The following is a 19,910-nucleotide window of genomic DNA, read 5'->3' on the forward strand; positions in this document are numbered from 1 at the left end:
CAAAGTGCAAGGGCGATTTACTATCGTTCACATAAAACGATCGGCACTCCAATTGACAACACAAGCCGGCACCCACCCAAGACACCAAACGTACAAGTGCTTCAGCAAGGATAAATAATCATGGGGAAACTCACTCTGGCCCAGCGCCTGGGCCTGGGCTTTGGCGCGGTCATTCTGTTACTGGTGCTAGGCTCCGCCTTCACCCTGTTCCGTCTCACCACCATCCAGTCGCGGGTATCCGAACTGGTGGAATACCGCATTCCGGTCATCCAGAACTCGCGCACCCTCAGCGGCGCGCTGCTCGCCTCCACCAATGCCGCCCGCACCATCCTGCTGGAAAGCGACGACAAGCTGGTGGAAGAAAAAATGGCCATCCTGAAAAATTCGGTGAAGGTCGCCCGCGACCAGTACGCGCAGATGAAGGCCATCTCGCGTGACGCCGCCGAGCAGGAGCTGGTGGGCAAGATCGGCCAGTCGCTGGGCGAATTCAGCGGTCTGGTGGACAAGCTGCTGCCCATGATCACCCGCCAGAAATGGGATGCGTCGATCATCGTCAGCGAAAAACTGGAGCCGCAGGAAAAACTGCTCGGCATCCAGCTGGACAAGCTGATCGCCTACCACACCAAGGTGATGGAAGAGCAGAAGGAATCCACTACCAGCACCCTGCGCGACACCATGGTGGCCTCGCTGCTGGCCATCGTCATCAGCGTGGGTGCCAGCATCTTCGTGGCGCTGCTGATTGCCCGTGCGCTCACCCGCCAGCTGGGTGGCGAGCCGAACTATGCGGCCAACGTGATGAAGGAAATCGCCAACGGCAACCTGGGGGTGGCGGTAAAGCTGCGCAAGGGTGACAACAGCTCGCTGCTGTACAACCTGTCGTGCATGACCAAGGAACTGAACGATGCGCTGCACACCGTGGAACGCAGCGTGCAGGAAAGCGCCTCCGCCTCCGCCGAGCTGCAGCACACCATGCAGCGCCTGATGAGCCGCTCGGAAGAACAGAACCGTGCCGCCGATGAAATGGTGAGCGTGATCCAGCAGATGGCGGTAGGCGTGCAGGAGCTGCACCGCAGCGCCGACGACACCGAGGCCGCCGCCCGCTCCGCCAGTGGCGAAGCCCAGCAGGGCGTGGAAGTGATCAAGGGTGCGGTGCGCGAGATGGATGCCATCAGCACGCTGATTCGCGAGACCTCCGGCAGCATCAACGAGCTGGGCCGCCAGAGCCAGACCATCGACAACATCGTGTCGGTGATCCGTGACGTGGCCGACCAGACCAACCTGCTGGCACTGAACGCCGCCATCGAAGCCGCCCGTGCCGGCGAACAGGGCCGCGGCTTTGCCGTGGTGGCCGACGAAGTGCGCAAGCTGGCCGAACGCACCACCAAGGCCACCGGCGAAATCGCCTCGATGATCGGCGCCATTCGCGTCAGCGCACAGCAGGCGGTGGAAGCCATGAACCAGTCGGTGGAACGTGCCCACACCAGCGCGGCGCAGGGCCAGCTGGCCGGCCAGTCGATTGTCGCCATCCAGAGCGGCACCGATACCGTAGGCCACAGCGTGCAGGGCATTGCCAGCGCGCTGTCCGAGCAGGCCCGCTCCGGCGAGCAGGTGTCGCGTGAAGTGCAGCGCATCACCTCGATCGCCCAGCGCAACCGCGATGCGGCCAACGAAGCCGCCACCGCCGCCGCGCGCATGAGCGAGCTGACCGAGGAAATCAGCCGCAGCTTCCGCCGCTTCCAGACCACCTGATCTGAATGGAAATAGGGAGTAGGGAATGGGGAGCAGGCGCTACGCGTCGACACTCCCTACTCCCTACTTCCTACTGCGCCACCAGCAGGCCGTATTGGTGGGCACGCTACGCTTTGCCCACCCTACGCCACTACACCTCCCGATTACTGCCCCTCCAGCTGCTGCAGCAACAGCGGGTCGATGATGTCGATATCGCGACCGCGCACCGCTATTGCTCCCTGCTCCACCAGCCCGTGCAACACCCGCGAGAAGGTTTCCGGGGTGATGTTCAGCCGCGAGGCGATCACGTTCTTGTTCACCGCCAGCCGCACCACGCTATCGCCGCGCTGGCGTTGCAACTGCAGCAAATAGCCGGCCACGCGCTGGGCGGCGTTTTCCACCGAGTAGCGCGCCACATCGCGCATCAGGTTGTGCAGGCGCAGCGCCAGGCCAGCCAGCATGCGCTGCGCAAAGCCGGGGTCGCTGACGATGGCGGCGCGGATGGCATGCGAGCTGACATGCAGCAGCAGGCCGTCCTCGATGAACTGCGCCATCACCGGGAACGGCTGGCCCAGGAACATCACCGCTTCACCGAAGCTCTGCCCCGGGTGCAGTATCTCCACCACCTTTTCCACTCCGCCATTGGAGCTGAGCGCCAGCTTCACCTTGCCGTACACCAGCAGGTACATGCCGTCACAGGCATCGCCACGCTGGAAGATCACCTGCCCTTTCAGGCCGCGCACCTCGCGCGTGGCCGGCACCAGCGCCTGCAGCTGCGCCGGCGACAGTTGCTGGAACAGCGGCTGGTGACTCAGAAACGCGGAAACATCTATCGGAACCATGCTGGCCTCGACCTGGAAAATGATCTGGCGCAAGGCTACGCCGCTGCCCGCCGCGCGGCCATGCGCCGGAAGACGGTAGCGGCTACGCCCTAATGACTAGTGCCACTGGAACGCGTCACCTTGTTGAAAACGTTGTACTTGCCGATGGGTTTCATCATCGGCAGCGCCGCCACTTCGCGGAAGGTCGTCGCATCCACTACCACCAGTTCGCCCGGCGTTTCCATGATGCTCACCAGCGCGTAGCGGCCGTCGTGGGTGAACTCCACGTGGGCATTGGTCTTGCCCGGCCGCAGCGTCAGCTGGCGCACCACCTTGAAACTGCGCTTGTCGATGATGGAAAGCGTGTCGCGCTGCGGCGACATCATGGCGTCCACCCAGGCATACGGCGTGTTGTCGTGGCTGCGCAGGAAGAAACCCGGCCCCGGCGTGGCGATGTTGGCCGCCACCTGCCAGCGATCCATGTCGATTACCGTTACCCGGCCGCTGTTCAGGTTTGGCGTGGCCATATAGTGGTGGCCGCCCTGCTGGAAGGTGATGCCGGAGCCCAGGTGCGGCATGCCGTCCAGCGGCAGCTCGGCCACCTTGCTGCGGCTGTCCAGGTTGATCACCTGGGCGTGGCCGTCGCGCGAGGCCGCCATCACATGGCGGTAGCTGTCGTCAAAAAAGAAGTCGTCCAGCACCATGTCCAGCGGTGTGATGCGTGGATTCTGGTAGCCAGGCAGCGCCAGGCCCTCGCCCATCTGGTAGTCGTGCACATAGCCGGGGTAGATCGGCGCGGCCTTGGGGTTGTAGGAGATCTCCCACAACTCGGCAGCATCCTTCAGCGCCACGATGAAACTTTGCCGCGGCGCGGCGTCATACACCGCCGACACCCGCGACGGCTTGCCGCTGCGATCCTGCACCGCATAGGTTTTCACTGGCTTGAGGCCGTTGGCGTCCAGCAGCACCAGCGTCTGCGGCAGGGTATTGCCGGCCAGCACCCAGCGGCCGTCGTCCGACACCGCAAGGTTGCGGGTATTCAGCCCGACGCGGATCTCCGCCACGGTCTGCAGCGTGTACAGGTCGTACTGGCTCACCCAGCCATCGCGGCTGGCAAAGTAGACAAAGCGCCCGTCTGGCGAGAACTTGGGCCCGCCGTGCAGCGCGAAGCGGCTCTGGAAGCGTGTCAGCGGCGTAAAGCGGTCGCCATCCAGCACGGTAACGTGGTGGTCGCCAGCCTCCACCACCACGAACAGGTTGCGCGGGTCGATGCCCGTCGCAAACTGCGGTGTGGCCGGCAGGCTGGCCGGGTCGTGGTACTGGATGCGCGAGGCCGCGGTATCCGCCTCGCGCCACAGCGGCGGCGTGGCTGGCGGCGTACCCAGCCAGGCAGCCAGTGCACTGATGTCGGCATCGGATAGCGTGCCGGCAAAGCCGGCCATCTGGGTGGCGGTGCGGCCATCGCGGATCGTGCGCAGCACCTCGGCCGGCTTCAGCCGCTCCAGGCTTTGCGACAGCAGCGCCGGCGCCATTGCGCCCATGCGCTCGGCACCGTGACAGCTCTGGCAATGTTGCTGGTACAGCGCAGCCGGCGCAGCGGCGCTGGCGGCCAACGGTGCCAGCAACAGCAGCAGGGTAAGCAGGCACTTCATGTCCGGCCCTCCACCGCTACCCGCTGCCATGGTGTCAGCGGCGGTGGCGGCACATAGCCGGCGGCCACACCGATTTCCGCATCGCTGAGATAACAAGCCGGGTCAGCAGCCCAGTAGTCGCCACACAGCTGCCAGGCGCGCACGCGGGTGTTGCCGTTGCAGATGTCCAGATGGCTGCAGGCGGCGCAGCGCCCTGTTACCGGCCGCGGCCGCTGTTTCAGCCCGGCCATCAGCGGGTGGCTGGTATCCGGCCAGATGGCGGAAAACGGCCGCTCGCGCACATTGCCCAGCGTCACCTGCCACCACATGGTGTCCGGATGCACATTGCCTACGTTGTCGATATTGGCCACGTTCACACCGCTGGCGTTGCCGCCCCACTGCTGCAGGCGCTGGCGCAGGGTCGCCACCTCGGCCGGATAGTGCCGCGCCGCCCACTGCAGCAGGTAGACGCCGTCGGCATCGTTGTTGCCGGTAACGAAGTCGCGCGCGTCGCCTGCCAGCAGCTGCCGCTGGCAGGTATCCAGCAGCAGGTCCATCGCCCAGCGGGTGCGGGCGTGCTGTGCGTCGCAGTCGCGGTGCTTGTTGCCGCGCCCGGCGTAGTTCAGGTGCGAGAAGTAGAACTTGTGGATGCCCTCGTCCGCCACCAGCTGCAGCAGCGCCGGCAGGTCCAGCGCGTTGTCCTCGGTCATGGTGTAGCGCACGCCCACCTTGATGCCGGCATCGCGCGCCAGGCGAATGCCCTGCAGCGAGCGCTGGTACGCGCCTTCCAGGCGGCGAAAGCGGTCGTGGCTGGCCCCGATGCCGTCCAGGCTCACCCCCACATAATCGAAGCCGGTGTCGGCGATGCGGCCAACGTTGGCCGCGTCGATCAGCGTGCCGTTGCTGGACAGCCCGATATAAAAGCCCATGTCGCGCGCACGGCGGGCAATGGTGAAGATGTCCGGGCGCAGCAGCGGCTCGCCGCCGGACAGAATCAGCACCCGCACGCCAAAAGCGTACAGGTCGTCCAGTACCGCGAACACTTCACCGGTAGAAAGCTCGCCGGCGAAATCCTTGTCGGCGGAGGTGGCATAGCAATGCTGGCAGGTAAGGTTGCAGCGGCGGATCAGGTTCCAGATCACCACAGGACCAGCAGGCGACCGCGCCGGCGCCAGCGGCTGCGGATGCAGCAGGGTATGCAGGTAATGGCTCAGGCGCAGCATGACAGCCTCCGGCAATGACGATGGCGTCATCGTCGGCGCTGTCCACCAGAATCTCATTGACAGCCGTCAAGCACACGCCGGCTGCGGCGGTACCGAATCAAACGACATCAATGCGGGCAGGAATGTCGCAGCCCCCTTCATGCACAGGCAGGCATGCTTGCCGCCAACGCGGTTGACTGCAAGGAGAAACCGACCTGGCTCTGCTGACCGGGCGCATATGCCTGTCCCGCAGGCAGCTCCCTGAATTTCGATATTGGCATTCAGGATCTGGATGTCTGCCCAGCCACCAGCCGGAAAAATTGAGGCAGCGCGGCAGAGTGCAGCCCGTCAATTTAAGGACCAATTGCAAGCTTGGCCGTTAATGCTTAGCTACTTGGCAGATCGCACTATGTCATTGTTTTACTTGAAGAACGCAAGCCATTTTTATGCAAAAAGCTATTGCTGAATGAAGAGCGCTGTTCCTGATGCCGTCTGCTGGCCTGCATATTTGGTGAAAAAAAACTAAAGCGGGACGTTTTTGAGCGCGTGCAAGCCACAGGATTACAGGAGACTAAATTTGCTCGATGCGATTGTTCTGCCAGGTCTCTTGTTGAACGCTAGGTGGCTGTAGAAAGGCAGATCCAGAAACGGGTCGAAATGCAAAGGAAGGCCGGCACTCGTCGGCACAAAACATAGCAGCCAGAAATGGCAGCAAGCGTCTGAAACCCGCGACTTCAGGCGAAATAAAATTGCGAAACCAGGCAGGTGTTCCTGTTCTGGTGATAGAGGAGAATGTTGTGAGTTTGCAAGAACATGTGCTGCGAACCACTGCAGCGAATGCGTATGCCCCGCCCACAGCTACGCAAGACTGCGAGCTGCACCGAAATTTGACCTGGAAAGACGCCTTCTGGGTAACCAGTGGCGTACCTGCCGGGGTGTTGTTCGTCATTGGAGGCGTCTCGGCCACTGTCGGTCAGCCTGCATGGTTTATCTGGTTACTCGCCATCCTTATCGGCTTTGCCCAGTGCTTTACCTATGCAGAGATCTCCGGCCTCTATCCGCACAAATCCGGTGGTGCATCGGTATATGGTGCACTCGGATGGGTGCGTTACAGCAAGTTCGTTGCGCCAGTATCCGTGTGGTGCAACTGGCTGGCATGGTCGCCGATGCTGGCGTTAGGCACCAGCCTGGCCGCCGGATACACACTGAGCAGCCTGTTCCCGGCAGATTCCGCAATCAATAGCTGGCAGCTCACCCTGCTGAACCTTGGATTTATCAGCAAAGATCTGACACTGCAGGTGAACGCTACCTTCGTGCTGGCGTTGATCTTTCTGTTGATCACCTTCAAGTTGCAGCACAGCGGCGCGTCATCCGCAGCCAAGACCCAGCGCATTCTGGGCATTGCCTCTCTGACCCCCTTGCTAATCATCTCGCTGGTGCCGCTTTTCACCGATGACATGCCATCCAGTCACTTTCTGCCGCTGCTGCCGTTGTCACACGATGCTTCCGGTGCCGCAGTGATGGGCAGCTGGAATGCTGCGGGTATCAGCACCGCACTTGGCGCCATGTTCCTGGCTTGCTGGTCCACCTTCGGCTTTGAAACCGCGGTCTGTTACACCCGCGAATTCAAGGACCCGCAGCGGGATACCTTCCGTGCCATTTTCTCTTCCGGCTTGCTGTGCCTGTTCATGTTTATCCTGGTGCCGATTGCCTTTCAGGGGCACCTGGGACTGGAAGGCATGCTGGCTCCCGGCATCATTGATGGTTCGGGTGTGGCAATAGCCATGGCAAAGTTTGTCGGTGGCGGCGTGGTGGTGGTCAATGTGATCGTGGCCATGCTCGTGCTATCGGTGCTGCTGATAGTGATGACATCGATGATGGGCTCCTCGCGCACCCTGTACCAGGCCTCGGTAGATGGCTGGCTGCCGCGCTACCTGTCACATGTCAACAAACATGGCGCGCCGACTCGCGCCATGTGGACCGACCTGGGCTTCAACGTGTTCCTGTTATTGATGTCCAATTACATGTCGGTACTGGCGGTTTCCAACGTCTGTTACATGATATTTGTGTTTCTCAACCTGCAGTCCGGCTGGATTCACCGCATGGACCGCCCGGACTGGGAACGTCCGTACAAATGCAGTAGTTGGCTGCTGGGACTGGGGGCGTTTTGTGGTTTCGTCGACCTGGTGTTTGCCGGCGCCGGCGCCAATTTTCAGGGCGAAAACACCCTGCGCAATGGCCTGATCGCCGCCTTCCTGATCGTCCCGGTATTCATCTACCGCCATTATTGGCAGGACAAAGGCGTGTTTCCGGAGTCCATGCGTCGCGACATCGAATTGCCGCATGCCCGCGCCGGCATCCTGCCTTATCTCGCCTTAGTGCTGGCAGTGGCGGTAGTGTGGATTTCAGCCGAACTAAGTGTGCAAGGTTAAATCCCGTGCACCACAAGTCGGCCGAAGGCAAAGGGATGCCGAAAGCCAGCCTTCACATGGCAGGTCGAACTCCAGGTGTTGTTAGAACCGCATTAGCCTAAGTGGTGAAACCTGAACTGCCCCCTGCTTGCCTGCCACTTCTGCGGCTGCTTCCAATGCGTAAGCAGCCGTTTTTCATGCATAGGACAAGTGACAATCTTGAGCAATCACCAGATACGGCTTCACTACCCGGCTGCCCCATCGTCGCCGCAGCCCTCTCCGTCCTGCCCCTATCCACCTATACCCTGACACCGCTCTTCTTCAGTATGCGGCTGGAGAACAGCACCTCATGACGGCGACAGGCGGCCCCCAGCAGCTGGCGCAGCTCGGCCACCTGTGCCAGCACCGCATCGCGGTTGCTGCCATGGCACATGGCGAACAGATTGTACGGCCACACCGGCTGGCGCCGCAGCCGCCGGTAGCAATGGCTGACAAAAGACAGCGCACCGATTTGCTGCCCCAATGCATCCACCGCAGCATCGTCCACATCGAATACCGCCATGCCGTTGGCCGCATAGCCGATGGCGTAATGATTCGGCACCGCGCCGATGCGGCGGATCACCCCCTGCTGCACCATGGCCGCCAGCCGCGCGCAGACTTCACCTTCGGTCAGCGCCAGTTCGCTGGCCAGCTGCTGCCACGGTTCGGCCAGCAGCGGCAGGCCACCCTGGGTGGCGCGGATCAAGCGCCAGTCGGCCTCGTCCAGCGCGGCCTCGTCCAATGCGCCATCACACCCGCCCTCTCCCGCCAGCTGCTCACGCCGTCCCACCGGGGCATTGCCGCCCACGGCGAACTGCATGCCCACGTAGTACTCGCGCAGTTTGGGAAAGTCGTACACCCGCAACCCAGTCTGCTCCTCGATCTCCAGCATGGCGTCGTAGATGCCGCCCGGCGTGCGGGTGGCCAGTACGAACCACATATTGAAATCGTGCTCGCGCCGGTAGTTGTGCGCCACCGCCGGCAAGGCATTGACCTGCGCCGCCACCGCGTCGAAGCGTGCCTCCGGCACCGCCATGGCGGCCAGCACGAAGGCGCCGCCCATGCGCTCCACCTGGTACATGGGGCCGAAGCGGGTCAGCACCTTGCGGTCCAGCAGCGACTGCAGCCGCTGGCACAGACTGTCGGCAGTCAGCCCCAGCTCTGCGCCGATGCTGGCAAACGGCGCCGCATGCAAGGGGAAACCGCCCTGCAGGCGGTCGATGATCAGGCTGTCGATGACATCCAGCGGCATGGCGGCATTCATGTGGTTTCCTGCTGGTAACGGGCGCCGCGCTGGGTATAGCGGCGGGTGGACAGCAGCATGGCGTGCGGCAGCTGCTGCAAATCATGGTTGGCCGCAATCCGCGCCAGCTCGCGGCGGGCGCTGGCGGCGTCGCGGGCGTGAATCATGCAGAACAGGTTGTACGGCCAGTGCGTGCCGCGCGGCGGGCGGGCATAGCACAGGGTAACCGCCGGGTCGGCGGCCAGGCTGGCGGCAATCGCGTCACGCTCCCTGGCCGGCACCTGCCACACGCACATGGCATTGGCGCGAAAGCCCAGCTCGTGGTGGCGCAGCACAAAGCCGAAGCGGCGGATCACCCCGCTGGCCACCCAGCACTGCAAGCGTTCGCGCACCTCCTGCTCGGACAGCCCGCTGGCAGCCGCCAGCGGCAGGAACGGGCAAGGTAGCAGCGGCAGCCCTTCGCCCAGCGCGGCAATCAGCCGCCGGTCGGCATCGTCCAGCACCGGTGGCGGCGGGCTGACGGTAACGCGCCGTGTCGGCCCCTGCGCCCCCAGCGCAAAGCCGAGGTCGATGTGGTATTCGCGCTCCAGCGGCAGGTCCAGCGGCGTCAGGCCGGTAAGTTCGGCGATGCGTGCCAGTGCGGCGTCGATGCCGGCTCGGTCTGGCGCCGTCAGCACGAACCACAGGTTGTAGTGGTGATCGCGCGCGTAGTTGTGATTCACCTGCGGCAGGCTGCTCACCTGCGCCGCTACCTCGTCCAGCCGCGCCGGCGGCACCGCCAGCGCCGCCAGCGTGCTGGCACCCACGGTATTGGGCGCAAACACCGCGCCCACCCGGCTGAGCAGGCCATCGCGCAGCGACTGGCGCAGCCGCAGTAGCAGCACCGGCTCGGGCAGCCCGCACTCGGCGGCCAGCAGCGTGAACGGCGACGACAGCAGCGGAAAGTCACGCTGGTAGCGGTCCAGCAGCCGCAAGAACGGGTCATGCAATGGCTGGTTCATGTCACATCCCCATGCGCGCGGCGCGCCAGCTGAAAAAAATGCCGGAAGGGTTGGCCGCAGGCAGCTCGGCCACGGTGGCAAAGCTTTGCGTGTCGATCACCACCAGCTTGTCGTCGTCGCGGCTGGACAGCCACACCGCGTCGCCGCGGGCGGTGAACTCCATGTGCAGGATCGCCTTGCCCGGCTTAAGCGTCTTGATGACCTGCATGCTGGGCACGTCGATTACCTGCACGGTGTCGTTGTGCGGGTAGGCAAAGTTCACCCATACCCGGCGCCCGGATGGCTCGGCCATCACGAACACCGGCTGGCCGTACACCGCCAGCTGTGTCACCTGCTGCCAGCTGCGGCTGTCGGCCACCAGCACGCTGTTGTGGCCAATGGCAGGCAGAAAGGCGTAATGGCCGGCAATGCTCCAGCCGCGCAAGTGCGGCATCTTGTACACCGGCTGTGCTTCCCGCCCCTGCCCGTAACCAGGCAGGATGCGGCGCACGCCAGCCTCCGGCTGCCAGGTATCCAGCAGCGCCAGGCCGTCCTCGCCGTACAGGCCGGCAATGTAGTAACGACCATCGCTGCTGGCCAGCCCGTCGTAAGGCTGGCGGCCAACGTTGCGGTATTTGGTGACTTGCGGCGCGCGCGGCTTGGCCGCATCCAGCAGCCAGATCTCGCCGGCCTCGAACAGGCTGTAGGCAAAGCGGTTGCCCGGCAGGTCGGCCAGACCCACCACCTTGGATGGCTGGCCGTGTTCGTCCACTGCCGGCACCTCGGCCAGCAGCGCCAGGGTGTCGGCATCGAACAGCTTCACGCCACCGGGGCTGTAGTTCTGCGCCGCCACGATGCGGCCGTCGCTGGATATCGCCCCGCCGATGCTGTTGCCCGCCTGCATCACCCGCGCCACCAGCTTGCCGGCGAGAATGTCCACCTTGGACAGCCCGCCGTCGCGGCCGAACACGTACACGTAGCGCGCATCGCGGCTGTACACCAGCGAGGCGTGCGACAGGTCGCCCAGCCCGTTCACCCGCGACAGTTGTGTCAGGTGGCTGTTGTCCACCACCTGCACGCTGCCGCTGGCGCGCTCGATCACCACCCCCAGATCACCCGTGCCGCGCAGCGCCGGGCTGGCGCAGCCGGCCAGCAGCGCCGAGGCGGCAGCGGCCAGTAGCAATTTGCCAAATCGTTTCATGGGGCAACTCCCTGTTGCAGTTGCCGGATCAGCCAGCGTGCCTCGTCCTCGCTGAGAAACGGGCGCCACGGCGGCATGGCGGTGCCGGGGCGGCCATCCAGCAGCGTGGCGAGCAGGCTGTCTTCCGGCTTGCCAGCAAGCGCCGCGGCGGTAAGCGGGCTGCCCAGCCCGCCCTGCAGCGTCATGCCGTGGCAGGCACCGCAATCCTGCCGCAGCAGATGGCGCAGCTCGGCGGCGCGCGCGGGCGCGGGCGTCTCGGCTCGTACCGATTCATGCAGGAACATTACGCTGCAGACCAGCAGCAACAGACACTTCAGACACAGCCGCAGCGGGCTGTCGGGGGGCTTGGACATAGCTTGCTTCCAGAAGGAACCATGCGGCCAACTCATGGTTGGCCGCATGCCTGTTTACTGCGCCAACACCCACTTCACCAGCTGCTTCAGCTCGGCATCCGGCACCTGCGGGTTGGGCGACATCGGGATCGGGCCAAAGCTGCCGGCACCGCCCTTCTTCACCTTCTCTTCCAGCTTGGCCTGCACGTTCTGGCCCTTGTACTTGGTGGCGATGTCCTTGAATGCCGGCCCTACCACCTTGTTAGCGATGCCGTGACAGGTCATGCAGTTGTTTTTCTTGGCCAGTGCCTCAGAGGCGTGCGCCGGGGCGGTGAGCAGCAAGCCGCTGCCAAGCAGGCCAGCAAGCAACCAGGTCTTTTTCATGATGCGATCTCCATATCGGCTACAGCGCAGCGGGCAACGGCCCGCCACGCCCATGCCGCGCAGTTAGTAAACGTCGTGCTGGGTATTGAACACGTTGAACTTGCCGGTCGGGGTGATCAGGCGCTTGTCCTTGATCACCGCCTTGCAGCTGCGGGTCTTGTCATCCACCACCACGATGGCGGATTCCTTGTTCTTGGCGCTCCACACCGAGAACCACACCTCGTCGCCGGCCTTGTTGAACTCCGGCTGCACCACGCGCTTGGCGCCGTCATCGGTGAGCTTGGCGCAGGCGGCGATATCCACCACCTGCGGCCCCTTGGCCAGGTTGTTGATGTCGTACACCGCCACGCTCTGGCTTACCTTGGCATCCGGGTTCAGCGGGGTATCCACCCACAGGTTGTGCGATTTCGGGTGGGTCTTGATGAACAGCGAGCCGCCGCCCTGGCCCTTGAAGGTGGCTACCGCCTTCCACGCGTATTGCGGGTGTTTCACCGGGTCGGTGCCGATCAGCGTCACGTCTTCGCTACCCAGGTGCGAGGTGCTCCACACCGGGCCGTACTTGGGATGCACGAAGTTGGCGCCACGGCCCGGGTGCGGGGTCTTGCCCACGTCCACCAGCGCGGCCAGCTTGTCGAGCTTGGTATCCACCACCGCAATCTTGTTGGAAGCGTTGGCCGCCACCAGGAAGTAGCGCCCGCTGCTGTCGAAGCCGCCGTCGTGCAGGAACTTCGCGGAATCGATGGTGGTGGTCTTCAGGTTGTTGAGGTCGGAGTAGTCCACCATCATGATCTTGCCGGTCTCCTTGGCATTGATCACGAACTCCGGCTTGTAATGGCTGGCGACAATGGACGCCACGCGCGGCTCCGGGTGGTACTCGTTATCCACCGTCATGCCACGGGTGGACACGATCTTGCGCGGCTTCAGCGTGTCGCCATCCATGATCACGAACTGCGGCGGCCAGTAGGTGCCGGCCACGGCAATCTTGTCTTCCCAGCCCTTGAACTTGGAGGTCTCCACCGAGCGCGCCTCCAGCCCCACCTTCACCTCGGCCACGTTGTCCGGCTTGGGCATCCACAGGTCGATGAGGTTGATCTTGGCATCGCGGCCGATCACGTACAGGTAGCGGCCAGACTTGGACAGCCGCGAGATATGCACCGCGTAGCCGGTCTTGACGATGTTGATGATCTGCTTGCTGTCGCCGTCGATCAGCGCCACCTCGCCGCTGTCACGCAGCGTTACCGAGAACAGGTTGTCCAGGTTGTAGTTGTTCATCTTGCGCGTCGGGCGCTTGTCCACCGGCACCAGCACCTTGCGCGAGTTTTCGATGTCGGCCAGCGAGTACTCCGGCGGCGTCGGCGGCTCCTGCTGGATGTAGCGCGCCATCAGGTCCACATCCTGCTCGCTCATCTCGCCGGAGGTCTGCCAGTTGGGCATGCCGGCCGGGCTGCCGTAGGCGATGAAAATCTTCAGATAGTCGGTGCCGTGCGCCAGGGTGATGTCCGGGGTCAGCGGCTTGCCGGTGGCGCCCTTGCGCAACACGCCATGACAGCCGGCGCAGCGCTCGAAGTAGATCTGCTTGGCCCGCACGAACTCCGCCTTGGTCATCGGCGGTGCCTTGGGGTTGATGTTCTGGTGCATTTCCTCGGCCGCCAGCGGCGAACCGCCGGCCTGGTATGCCAGATCGCTCGGCGTTACCGGCTTGCCGGCCGCATCGGCCCAGGCCAGGGTTGCCGCCAACGGCAGGGTTGCCAGCAGTACACCTTGCGCCAGCGCGCGCATCCTCGGGACTTTCATGATGTTCTCCACCACGCTATGAAGGAATCGATGCGCGCATCTTCCGCCCGCGCTCAGGACGACAGCATTGATTCGCATCAACGCTTTCCGGCCCCGCCATCCGGGGGCGTGTCCTCGATATCCAGACCCCAGTCGCCGTGCAGATACCAGTCGTCGCCCAGCACCTCCGCCGGGTGCTGGGTACGGCCGGAACCGTTGCCGCACTGCAGCGAGCCCGCCGGGCAGTATTTGTCGCAACCCCAGCACACGCGCTCCGGGTGCGCCGGGTGAATCGGGAATTTCTTGGCCATGGTGGCCTCCTTGTCTTGCGGCCAACGTTGGCCGCATGTCTTGCCGTACCAGGTACCCGTAGCCCGGATAAGCGCAGCGCATCCGGTAGCGTGGGCATCTCCCCGGATGCGCCTGCAGCTTATCCGGGCTACCGTCTTGCTCACCCTGCGGGTAGCCAGAACCGAACCAACTTGCCCCAATCCCGTTGGCGCGAGCCGTGCAAAACGGTATGCCCCAGGTTTTAAGACGCCGATCTGTCTGAGTCCCGAGCCGTTAGCGAGGGACGAGTTCGGCGGCGCCTGGGGCGTGCCGTTTTGCACGGGGTTTCGAGCAGCCGTCGGGGAGCCGGGGATTGCTAAGGGGGCCGCGGTGGCCCCCTTAGCCTGCTCGCCGGGCGGAACCGGCACCAAAATCAACATCCGCGCAGCGGATTCCATAAACCAAAGAAGCAAAACCACGCGGTAAACGTTGGGCCTCGCTACGCTCGACACCAACCTACGAACCGGGCTCCCGAGGTTGGCCGTATGACGGCGGAACGCCCGGCAACGTTGGGTCTTGCTACGCCGGGCCCAACCTACGCACTGGTGGGCACGCCTTGCTTTGCCCACCCTACGATTGGTCCCTGTCTACGCCGTCAGCCGCGCGTACAGGCCGGTCAGCACCTGCGGCAGCCGCCGGGCGTCGTGCACCACGCTGTAACCGTTGCGGCCGAACAGGTGCGGCAGGTAGTCGCCGGCCTCCTTGTCCACCGTGACGCAGAACGGAATCAGCCCGGCCTGCTTCGCCTCCAGCACCGCGCGGCGAGTGTCTTCCACCCCGTAGCGGCCTTCGTAGTGATCCAGGTCGTTGGGCTTGCCGTCGGACACGATCAGCAGTAGCCGGCGCTGCGCCGGCTGCTCCAGCAGGATGCGCGTGGATTGGCGGATGGCGGCGCCCATGCGGGTGTAGTAGCCGGGGCGGATCGCCAGGATGCGGCCGCGCGCGGCGTCGTCGTAGCGCTCGGCAAAATCCTTCAGCAGCAGGTAGCGCACCTCGCTGCGGCGGATGCTGGAAAATCCGTACAACCCGAAGCTGTCGCCGCAGGCGGCCAGCGCTTCGGCAAACAGCAGCAGGCTGTCGCGGATCACGTGGATCACCTGCCCGGCCTCGCCCAGCCAGCTTTCGGTGGACAGCGACAGGTCGGCCAGCAGCAGGCAGGCCATGCTGCGCCCGCCCGGTGGCCAGGCCTGGTACAAGGCCGGCTCGGCCACTGCCACGCCGCTGTGCTGCTCGGCCAGAAAGCGGATCACCCGGTCGAGGTCGATATCCGGCCCGCTGGCTTCGCCGCTCTTGCGCGAGCGCTCCGGCGACAGCGCCTGGAACTGGCGGCGCAGGCGCCGCGCCAGCGGCTGCAGCGACTCCGGCAGGCTGGCCGGCTGCGCATCGCGCGGCAGCATCGGCTGCAGCCGGCAGTGGTCGGCCACCAGCCGCTGCCGCTTCCAGTCCCACTCCGGCAGCAGGATGCCGCCGCCCAGCGGGGTGTCGTCGTAGGCGGCCGCCGGCAGGTCGAGGTCGAACTTGAGGCGGCTGGAGCGGGTCTTGCCGTCGCGCGCCACGGTAATGCGGTCCATGTCCTCGGCGGCGGCGCCGTCGTCGGCCTCATCGTCATCCTGGTGGCGGTTCACCTTCACGTAGTCGTCCCAGGTGAAGATGCTTTCGGCACGGAACTGCAGCAGCATGCCGTTCTTGCGCTCGTCCGGGGTTTCACGGCGGGCGCGGTAGCGGCGGCGCTGCTTGCCGTCGCGGCTGTCGCCCTCGCTGGCCTCCGGTGTCTGGCCATCGTCAGCGTTGGCCGCAACACTGCCCGGCGGTTCGGGATGCAGCCACAGCAGCACCGGCTGCGGCGCGCCGCCGCCAGCCGGCAGCTGCACGGCCTGTTCCGGCGCCTGCAGCGCCTGGCGGATGGCGGCTTCGCGCGCGGCGGCGGCTGGCTCGCGCGGCATGTCGCGCAGCGGCAGCAAGGCCGCCACCAGCCGGCGGTACAGCGTGGCGAGGCCGGGCATCTGCGTGAGGCAGGCGGCTGCGGCGCGGCGGTTGCGCGTAAGCCAGTCGCCGGCGGTCAGCGGCTGCGCCGCCAGCGCCATCAGCCAGAAGTACAGATCGCGGTTCAGCGCCGCATCCGGGTACAGGTCGATTTTCTCCGGCAGGTAGAGTGACTGGCCATCGCGCCAGGCCAGTTCCACCTGGGTGTTGCTGCCGGCAATGCGCTCCAGCAGCCGGCGGCGTGCGCCGTGCGCGGTACCCACCGCGCTTTTCACCGTCAGCGCCGGGTCGCCGCCCATGGCGCGAAAGAACAGCGGCGCCTGCTTTTCCATATCGACCAGCGCCACGGCGGCCTGCGGGTAGCCGCGGTAGGCGGCGCGGCGGATGAGTTTGTCCCACCAGCCGCCGACAATATCTTCCATCAGTATGTTTCCGTGTTCAGCGTGGCCGCCACAGGCCGGGCAGCGGGTAGCGGCATGGCAAGCCGGCCATGGCCCGTGATAGCGCGTAGGCGCCGGACAGCACCAGGCCAGCGTGCACCAGGGTGAAATACAGGATCAGCAGCACCCAGGTGGCACTGTTGCCCAGCCCGCCCAGCAGCGCCACCGCCAGGCTGACCAGCAACAGCAGCGCGCCGCTCCACAGCGCCGCCACGAAGGCCTGGCGCAAGTGCTCGCGCAGTGCGGCTCCGGCCAGCGGCTGCCAGCGGCGGCGGCAGCACCACAGCGCCACAAAGGCAATTCCCGGCGCCAGCAGCAGGTTCAGCAGGTACAGCGCGTGGGCGCAGATGGCGCGCTGGCGCTCGGTATCGTCCATGTCAGTGCTCGAACTGGGTAGCCACCACCGCCAGCAGCGCAGCGATGGTTTCCGGCTCGTCCGACAGCGGCTCCACCAGCGCCACCCGGCAGGCGGCCAGCGGTGTCATGCCGCTGGCGATCAGCTTGGCGGCGTACACCAGCAGCCGGGTGCTGACGCCTTCGTCCAGGTCGTAGCCGGACAGCCGGCGCAGCTGGCCGGCCAAGGCCACCAGCCGCGCGGCCAGGCGTTCATCCGCCCCGCCCTCCTGCTGCAGCACCGCCATTTCCACCTGCGGCGCCGGGAAGTCGAAGCTCAGCGCCACGAAGCGCTGGCGGGTGGAGGGTTTCAGCGTCTTGAGCACGTGCTGGTAGCCGGGGTTGTAGGACACCACCAGCATGAAGCCGGGCGGTGCCGCCAGCTCTTCGCCGGTGCGTTCGATTGGCAGGATGCGACGGTCGTCGGTAAGCGGGTGCAGCACCACGGTGGTGTCCTTGCGCGCTTCCACTACCTCGTCCAGGTAGCAGATGCCGCCGGCGCGCACCGCGCGGGTAAGCGGGCCATCGCACCAGCGGGTTTCGCCGGCGGCAATCAGGTGGCGGCCTACCAGGTCGGCGGCGGACAGGTCGTCATGGCAGGACACGGTAAACAGCGGCAGGCCCAGCCGCGCGGCCATATGGGCGACAAAGCGGGTCTTGCCGCAGCCGGTGGGGCCCTTGATCAGCACCGGCAGCTGCTGGCGCCAGGCGCTCTCGAACACCGCGCATTCGTCGGCTACCGGCTGGTAATACGGAAGGTTGGCCGCAAGCGCAGCCGAAACGGGGGCATTCATCGAAGCTCCTACAGGAAACTGGCCAGCAAGCCGCCGCATACCAGCAGCAGCCAGCCATGCACGCTGCCGCGCAGCCACAGCGGCGCACGACGCAAGGCCATGAATTGCTCCACCACCGCCACGCCTTTGAGCCAGGCGCCGGTCAGCGCCAGCACCGCCACGGCGTGGCCATGCCAGTCGGCCAGCCAGGCCAGCAGCAGGGTGAGCAGGCAAAGCCATAGCCAGGTCAGCCACAGCCCGCGATGGGAAACGGGGAAAATCATGCGCCAAGCATGCCGCAGCAGCCCTGCGGCCAACCTTGACTGCAGGCAAGAAAAAGCCCGCGGGCGCGGGCGGGGGGGGTATGGCAAGGCTGCAGATGCAAAGACCTGGCCGGGCGGCTGCGGTTTAGCGCCTGGGTGTTGCCACGCAGGCCCGCTTCAGCCGGCGGCCGGTTGCAGCAGATCCCACAGATTGCCGTACAGGTCCTTGAACACGGCTACCGTGCCGTAGTCTTCCTGCCGGGGCGGGCGGACAAACTCGATGCCGGCCGCCTGGTAGCGGGCGTAATCGCGGGCGAAGTCGTCGGTATACAGGAACAGGAAGACCCGTCCGCCGGTTTGCGCCCCGACCCGCGACAGTTGCTCGTCGGACGAGGCCCGTGCCAGCAGCAGCCGCGACTCGCTGGCGCCCGGTGGCGACACCACCACCCAGCGCTTGGACTGTTCGGCAATATGGCTGTCTTCCTGCAACACGAAGCCCAGCTTGCCGACAAAAAACGCCAGCGCCTCGTCGTAGTCGCGCACCAGCAGCGATACCAGCCCCAGGCTCTGCTTCATGGCGACACTCCCGCGCCGGCTGCATCGCCCAGCTGGCGCCAGGCCTGCAGCGATGGCCGCTGCCACTGGCGCTCGGCATAGTCCGCCAGTTGCTGTGGCAGCGGGTAGTCGCTACGCAGCAGGCGCTGCAGCATCAGCGCCAGATCGGCATCGGCAATGCACCAGTCGCCAAACAGCTGCTCGCCACCGTGCGCCAGCAGGCTGGAAGCTACCGCCACCAGCTTGGCGGCGGCCTGCTGTCCGGCGGCATCCAGCGGGGCGGTGGCCGGCCGACGGAACACTACCTCGGTGGTGCGCTGTTCGCGCAGCGGCAACAGATCGCTGCGCAGCCAGGCCTGCACCTGCCGCGCCTGTGCCCGCTGTTGCGGCTGCGCCGGATACACCGCCACTTCCGGGTGGCAGTCCTCCAGGTATTCGCTGATGGCGGAGGATTCAGCCAGATGGAACTCGCCGTCCACCAGCAGCGGAACCCGCTGCATGCCGGTGAGCGTGGCATAGGCCGGCTGCCGGTTGGCGCCGCTTTCCAGGTCCACGGTACGCAAGGCGAACGGCAGCTGTTTTTCGGTGAGCGTCACGAAGGCAGACATCGCATACGGGCTCAGGTACTGGCTGTCGACATACAGCAGGTAGGGCTGGGGCATGATGGGCTCTCGGCAAGACAGGGGAAAGCGGCCACTTTACCCGTTCCGCCGCATGGCTACAGCAGAGCCATCCAGAATGCATTGTTCTGCAGACCACACAGCAATAGTCAACGCGCCACATACACCAGCGCGAACAGCACCAGCCACACCAGATCCACCATGTGCCAGTAGGCGGCGGCAGTTTCCACGCCGACATGGTTGGCCGCATCGTAAGCGCCGTGGCGCGCACGCAGGTACACCGCGGCAATGATCACCATGCCCAGCACCACGTGCAGGTAGTGAAAGCCGGCCAAGCCCAGGTAAAACATCCAGAAATCGTTGCTGGACAAGGTGATGCCGGCAGCAAACTTGCCGGCAAACTCGTGGCCCTTGAGCAGCAGGAAGGCCGCGCCACACAGCAGGGTAGCCAGCAGCCAGCGCTGTCCGCGCTGCTGCCGGCCATGGGCAAAGTCCTGCACCGCCGCCGCCACCGCGCCGCTGCCGGCGATCAGCAGCAAGGTATTGATGATGGCCGGCAGGCGCGCCAGCCCGGCCTGGCCGGCGGCAAACAGCGCCGGCTGGCGCGCGCGCACCACGCCGTACACGGCAAAGAACAAGCCGAACACCGCCAGCTCGGCCAGGATGAAAAACCACATTGCCAGATCGCCAGGCACCGTGCGCGGCGCACTGGCGGCCAACCTTGTTGTCTGCATTGTCTTGCTCCGGGCAACCGTGCCGCCGCCGTCACGACTGCATCGTAAAAAAGGCGCCCCTCTCAGGGCGCCAA

At 65.1% G+C, this 19,910-nt stretch carries 19 protein-coding genes; 2 read left to right on the forward strand and 17 right to left on the reverse strand.

Annotation, left to right across the window (positions count from 1 at the left end; translation table 11 throughout):
* Positions 1-120: 120 nt before the first annotated feature.
* The gene (locus ACFOKJ_RS07400; protein WP_390278003.1) at positions 121-1,749 is read left to right on the forward strand and encodes a methyl-accepting chemotaxis protein; all 1,629 of its coding nucleotides are present in this window, start codon (positions 121-123) and stop codon (positions 1,747-1,749) included.
* Positions 1,750-1,892: 143 nt separating this feature from the next.
* On the opposite strand, the gene ACFOKJ_RS07405 is transcribed toward ACFOKJ_RS07400, so the two are convergent.
* From ACFOKJ_RS07405 to nirJ, 3 genes are read right to left on the reverse strand one after another with little or no spacing between them, the layout of a single operon-like run.
* Positions 1,893-2,603 (reverse strand): Crp/Fnr family transcriptional regulator, encoded by a 711-nt coding sequence (locus ACFOKJ_RS07405; protein WP_390278005.1) that lies wholly within the window; start codon positions 2,601-2,603, stop codon positions 1,893-1,895.
* Positions 2,604-2,659: 56 nt separating this feature from the next.
* Positions 2,660-4,201 carry a cytochrome D1 domain-containing protein gene (locus ACFOKJ_RS07410; protein WP_390278007.1) on the reverse strand — a complete coding sequence of 514 codons (1,542 nt, stop codon included), beginning with the start codon at positions 4,199-4,201 and terminating at the stop codon, positions 2,660-2,662.
* Entirely contained in the window at positions 4,198-5,403 is a 1,206-nt protein-coding gene (gene nirJ, locus ACFOKJ_RS07415; RefSeq protein WP_390278010.1) for a heme d1 biosynthesis radical SAM protein NirJ, read from the reverse strand. Before nirJ ends, ACFOKJ_RS07410 begins: the two co-directional genes overlap by 4 nt.
* A gap of 728 nt (positions 5,404-6,131) precedes the next feature.
* Here nirJ and ACFOKJ_RS07420 point away from each other — a divergent pair.
* On the forward strand, positions 6,132-7,814 hold the full coding sequence (locus ACFOKJ_RS07420) for an APC family permease (RefSeq protein ID WP_390278012.1): 1,683 nt from the start codon (positions 6,132-6,134) through the stop codon (positions 7,812-7,814).
* Positions 7,815-8,091: 277 nt separating this feature from the next.
* Here ACFOKJ_RS07420 and ahbB (ACFOKJ_RS07425) read toward each other — a convergent pair whose 3' ends face one another.
* The 14 genes from ahbB (ACFOKJ_RS07425) to ACFOKJ_RS07490 all read right to left on the reverse strand — a co-directional run bounded on the left by ahbB (ACFOKJ_RS07425) (position 8,092) and on the right by ACFOKJ_RS07490 (position 19,836).
* A complete protein-coding gene (ahbB, locus tag ACFOKJ_RS07425; protein WP_390278013.1) occupies positions 8,092-9,096 on the reverse strand; it encodes a siroheme decarboxylase subunit beta in 1,005 nt (334 codons plus the stop codon).
* The gene (gene ahbB / locus ACFOKJ_RS07430) at positions 9,093-10,076 is read right to left on the reverse strand and encodes a siroheme decarboxylase subunit beta (protein WP_390278015.1); all 984 of its coding nucleotides are present in this window, start codon (positions 10,074-10,076) and stop codon (positions 9,093-9,095) included. The genes ahbB (ACFOKJ_RS07425) and ahbB (ACFOKJ_RS07430) overlap by 4 nt, the downstream gene beginning before the upstream one ends.
* 1 nt (position 10,077) lies before the next feature.
* Positions 10,078-11,256, reverse strand: a complete 1,179-nt coding sequence (locus tag ACFOKJ_RS07435) for a cytochrome D1 domain-containing protein (protein ID WP_390278017.1) — start codon at positions 11,254-11,256, stop codon at positions 10,078-10,080.
* Positions 11,253-11,609, reverse strand: a complete 357-nt coding sequence (locus tag ACFOKJ_RS07440; RefSeq protein WP_390278019.1) for a c-type cytochrome — start codon at positions 11,607-11,609, stop codon at positions 11,253-11,255. Before ACFOKJ_RS07440 ends, ACFOKJ_RS07435 begins: the two co-directional genes overlap by 4 nt.
* Before the next feature lie 54 nt (positions 11,610-11,663).
* Positions 11,664-11,972 carry a c-type cytochrome gene (locus ACFOKJ_RS07445; RefSeq protein WP_390278021.1) on the reverse strand — a complete coding sequence of 103 codons (309 nt, stop codon included), beginning with the start codon at positions 11,970-11,972 and terminating at the stop codon, positions 11,664-11,666.
* Between the two features lie 63 nt (positions 11,973-12,035).
* Entirely contained in the window at positions 12,036-13,766 is a 1,731-nt protein-coding gene (locus ACFOKJ_RS07450) for a cytochrome D1 domain-containing protein (RefSeq protein ID WP_390278023.1), read from the reverse strand.
* A 77-nt stretch (positions 13,767-13,843) separates the two neighbouring features.
* Entirely contained in the window at positions 13,844-14,056 is a 213-nt protein-coding gene (locus tag ACFOKJ_RS07455; RefSeq protein WP_390278025.1) for a DUF3079 domain-containing protein, read from the reverse strand.
* A gap of 606 nt (positions 14,057-14,662) precedes the next feature.
* Entirely contained in the window at positions 14,663-16,480 is a 1,818-nt protein-coding gene (locus ACFOKJ_RS07460) for a nitric oxide reductase activation protein NorD (RefSeq protein WP_390278026.1), read from the reverse strand.
* A gap of 16 nt (positions 16,481-16,496) precedes the next feature.
* Complete coding sequence (locus ACFOKJ_RS07465) at positions 16,497-16,874, reverse strand: hypothetical protein (protein WP_390278028.1); 378 nt, start codon at positions 16,872-16,874, stop codon at positions 16,497-16,499.
* A gap of 1 nt (position 16,875) precedes the next feature.
* Positions 16,876-17,685, reverse strand: a complete 810-nt coding sequence (locus tag ACFOKJ_RS07470) for a CbbQ/NirQ/NorQ/GpvN family protein (RefSeq protein WP_390278030.1) — start codon at positions 17,683-17,685, stop codon at positions 16,876-16,878.
* An 8-nt stretch (positions 17,686-17,693) separates the two neighbouring features.
* Positions 17,694-17,948: a cytochrome C oxidase subunit IV family protein gene (locus ACFOKJ_RS07475; protein ID WP_390278032.1), complete on the reverse strand. Its 255-nt coding sequence runs from the start codon at positions 17,946-17,948 to the stop codon at positions 17,694-17,696.
* A 156-nt stretch (positions 17,949-18,104) separates the two neighbouring features.
* A complete protein-coding gene (locus ACFOKJ_RS07480; protein WP_390278034.1) occupies positions 18,105-18,503 on the reverse strand; it encodes a VOC family protein in 399 nt (132 codons plus the stop codon).
* Entirely contained in the window at positions 18,500-19,144 is a 645-nt protein-coding gene (gene yfcF / locus ACFOKJ_RS07485) for a glutathione transferase (RefSeq protein WP_390278037.1), read from the reverse strand. The genes ACFOKJ_RS07480 and yfcF overlap by 4 nt, the downstream gene beginning before the upstream one ends.
* Before the next feature lie 107 nt (positions 19,145-19,251).
* Entirely contained in the window at positions 19,252-19,836 is a 585-nt protein-coding gene (locus tag ACFOKJ_RS07490) for a cytochrome c oxidase subunit 3 (protein WP_390278039.1), read from the reverse strand.
* Positions 19,837-19,910 lie beyond the last annotated feature (74 nt).

Origin of the sequence: Vogesella amnigena, from assembly GCF_042648905.1 — a bacterium.
Classification (GTDB): Bacteria; Pseudomonadota; Gammaproteobacteria; order Burkholderiales; family Chromobacteriaceae; genus Vogesella; species Vogesella amnigena.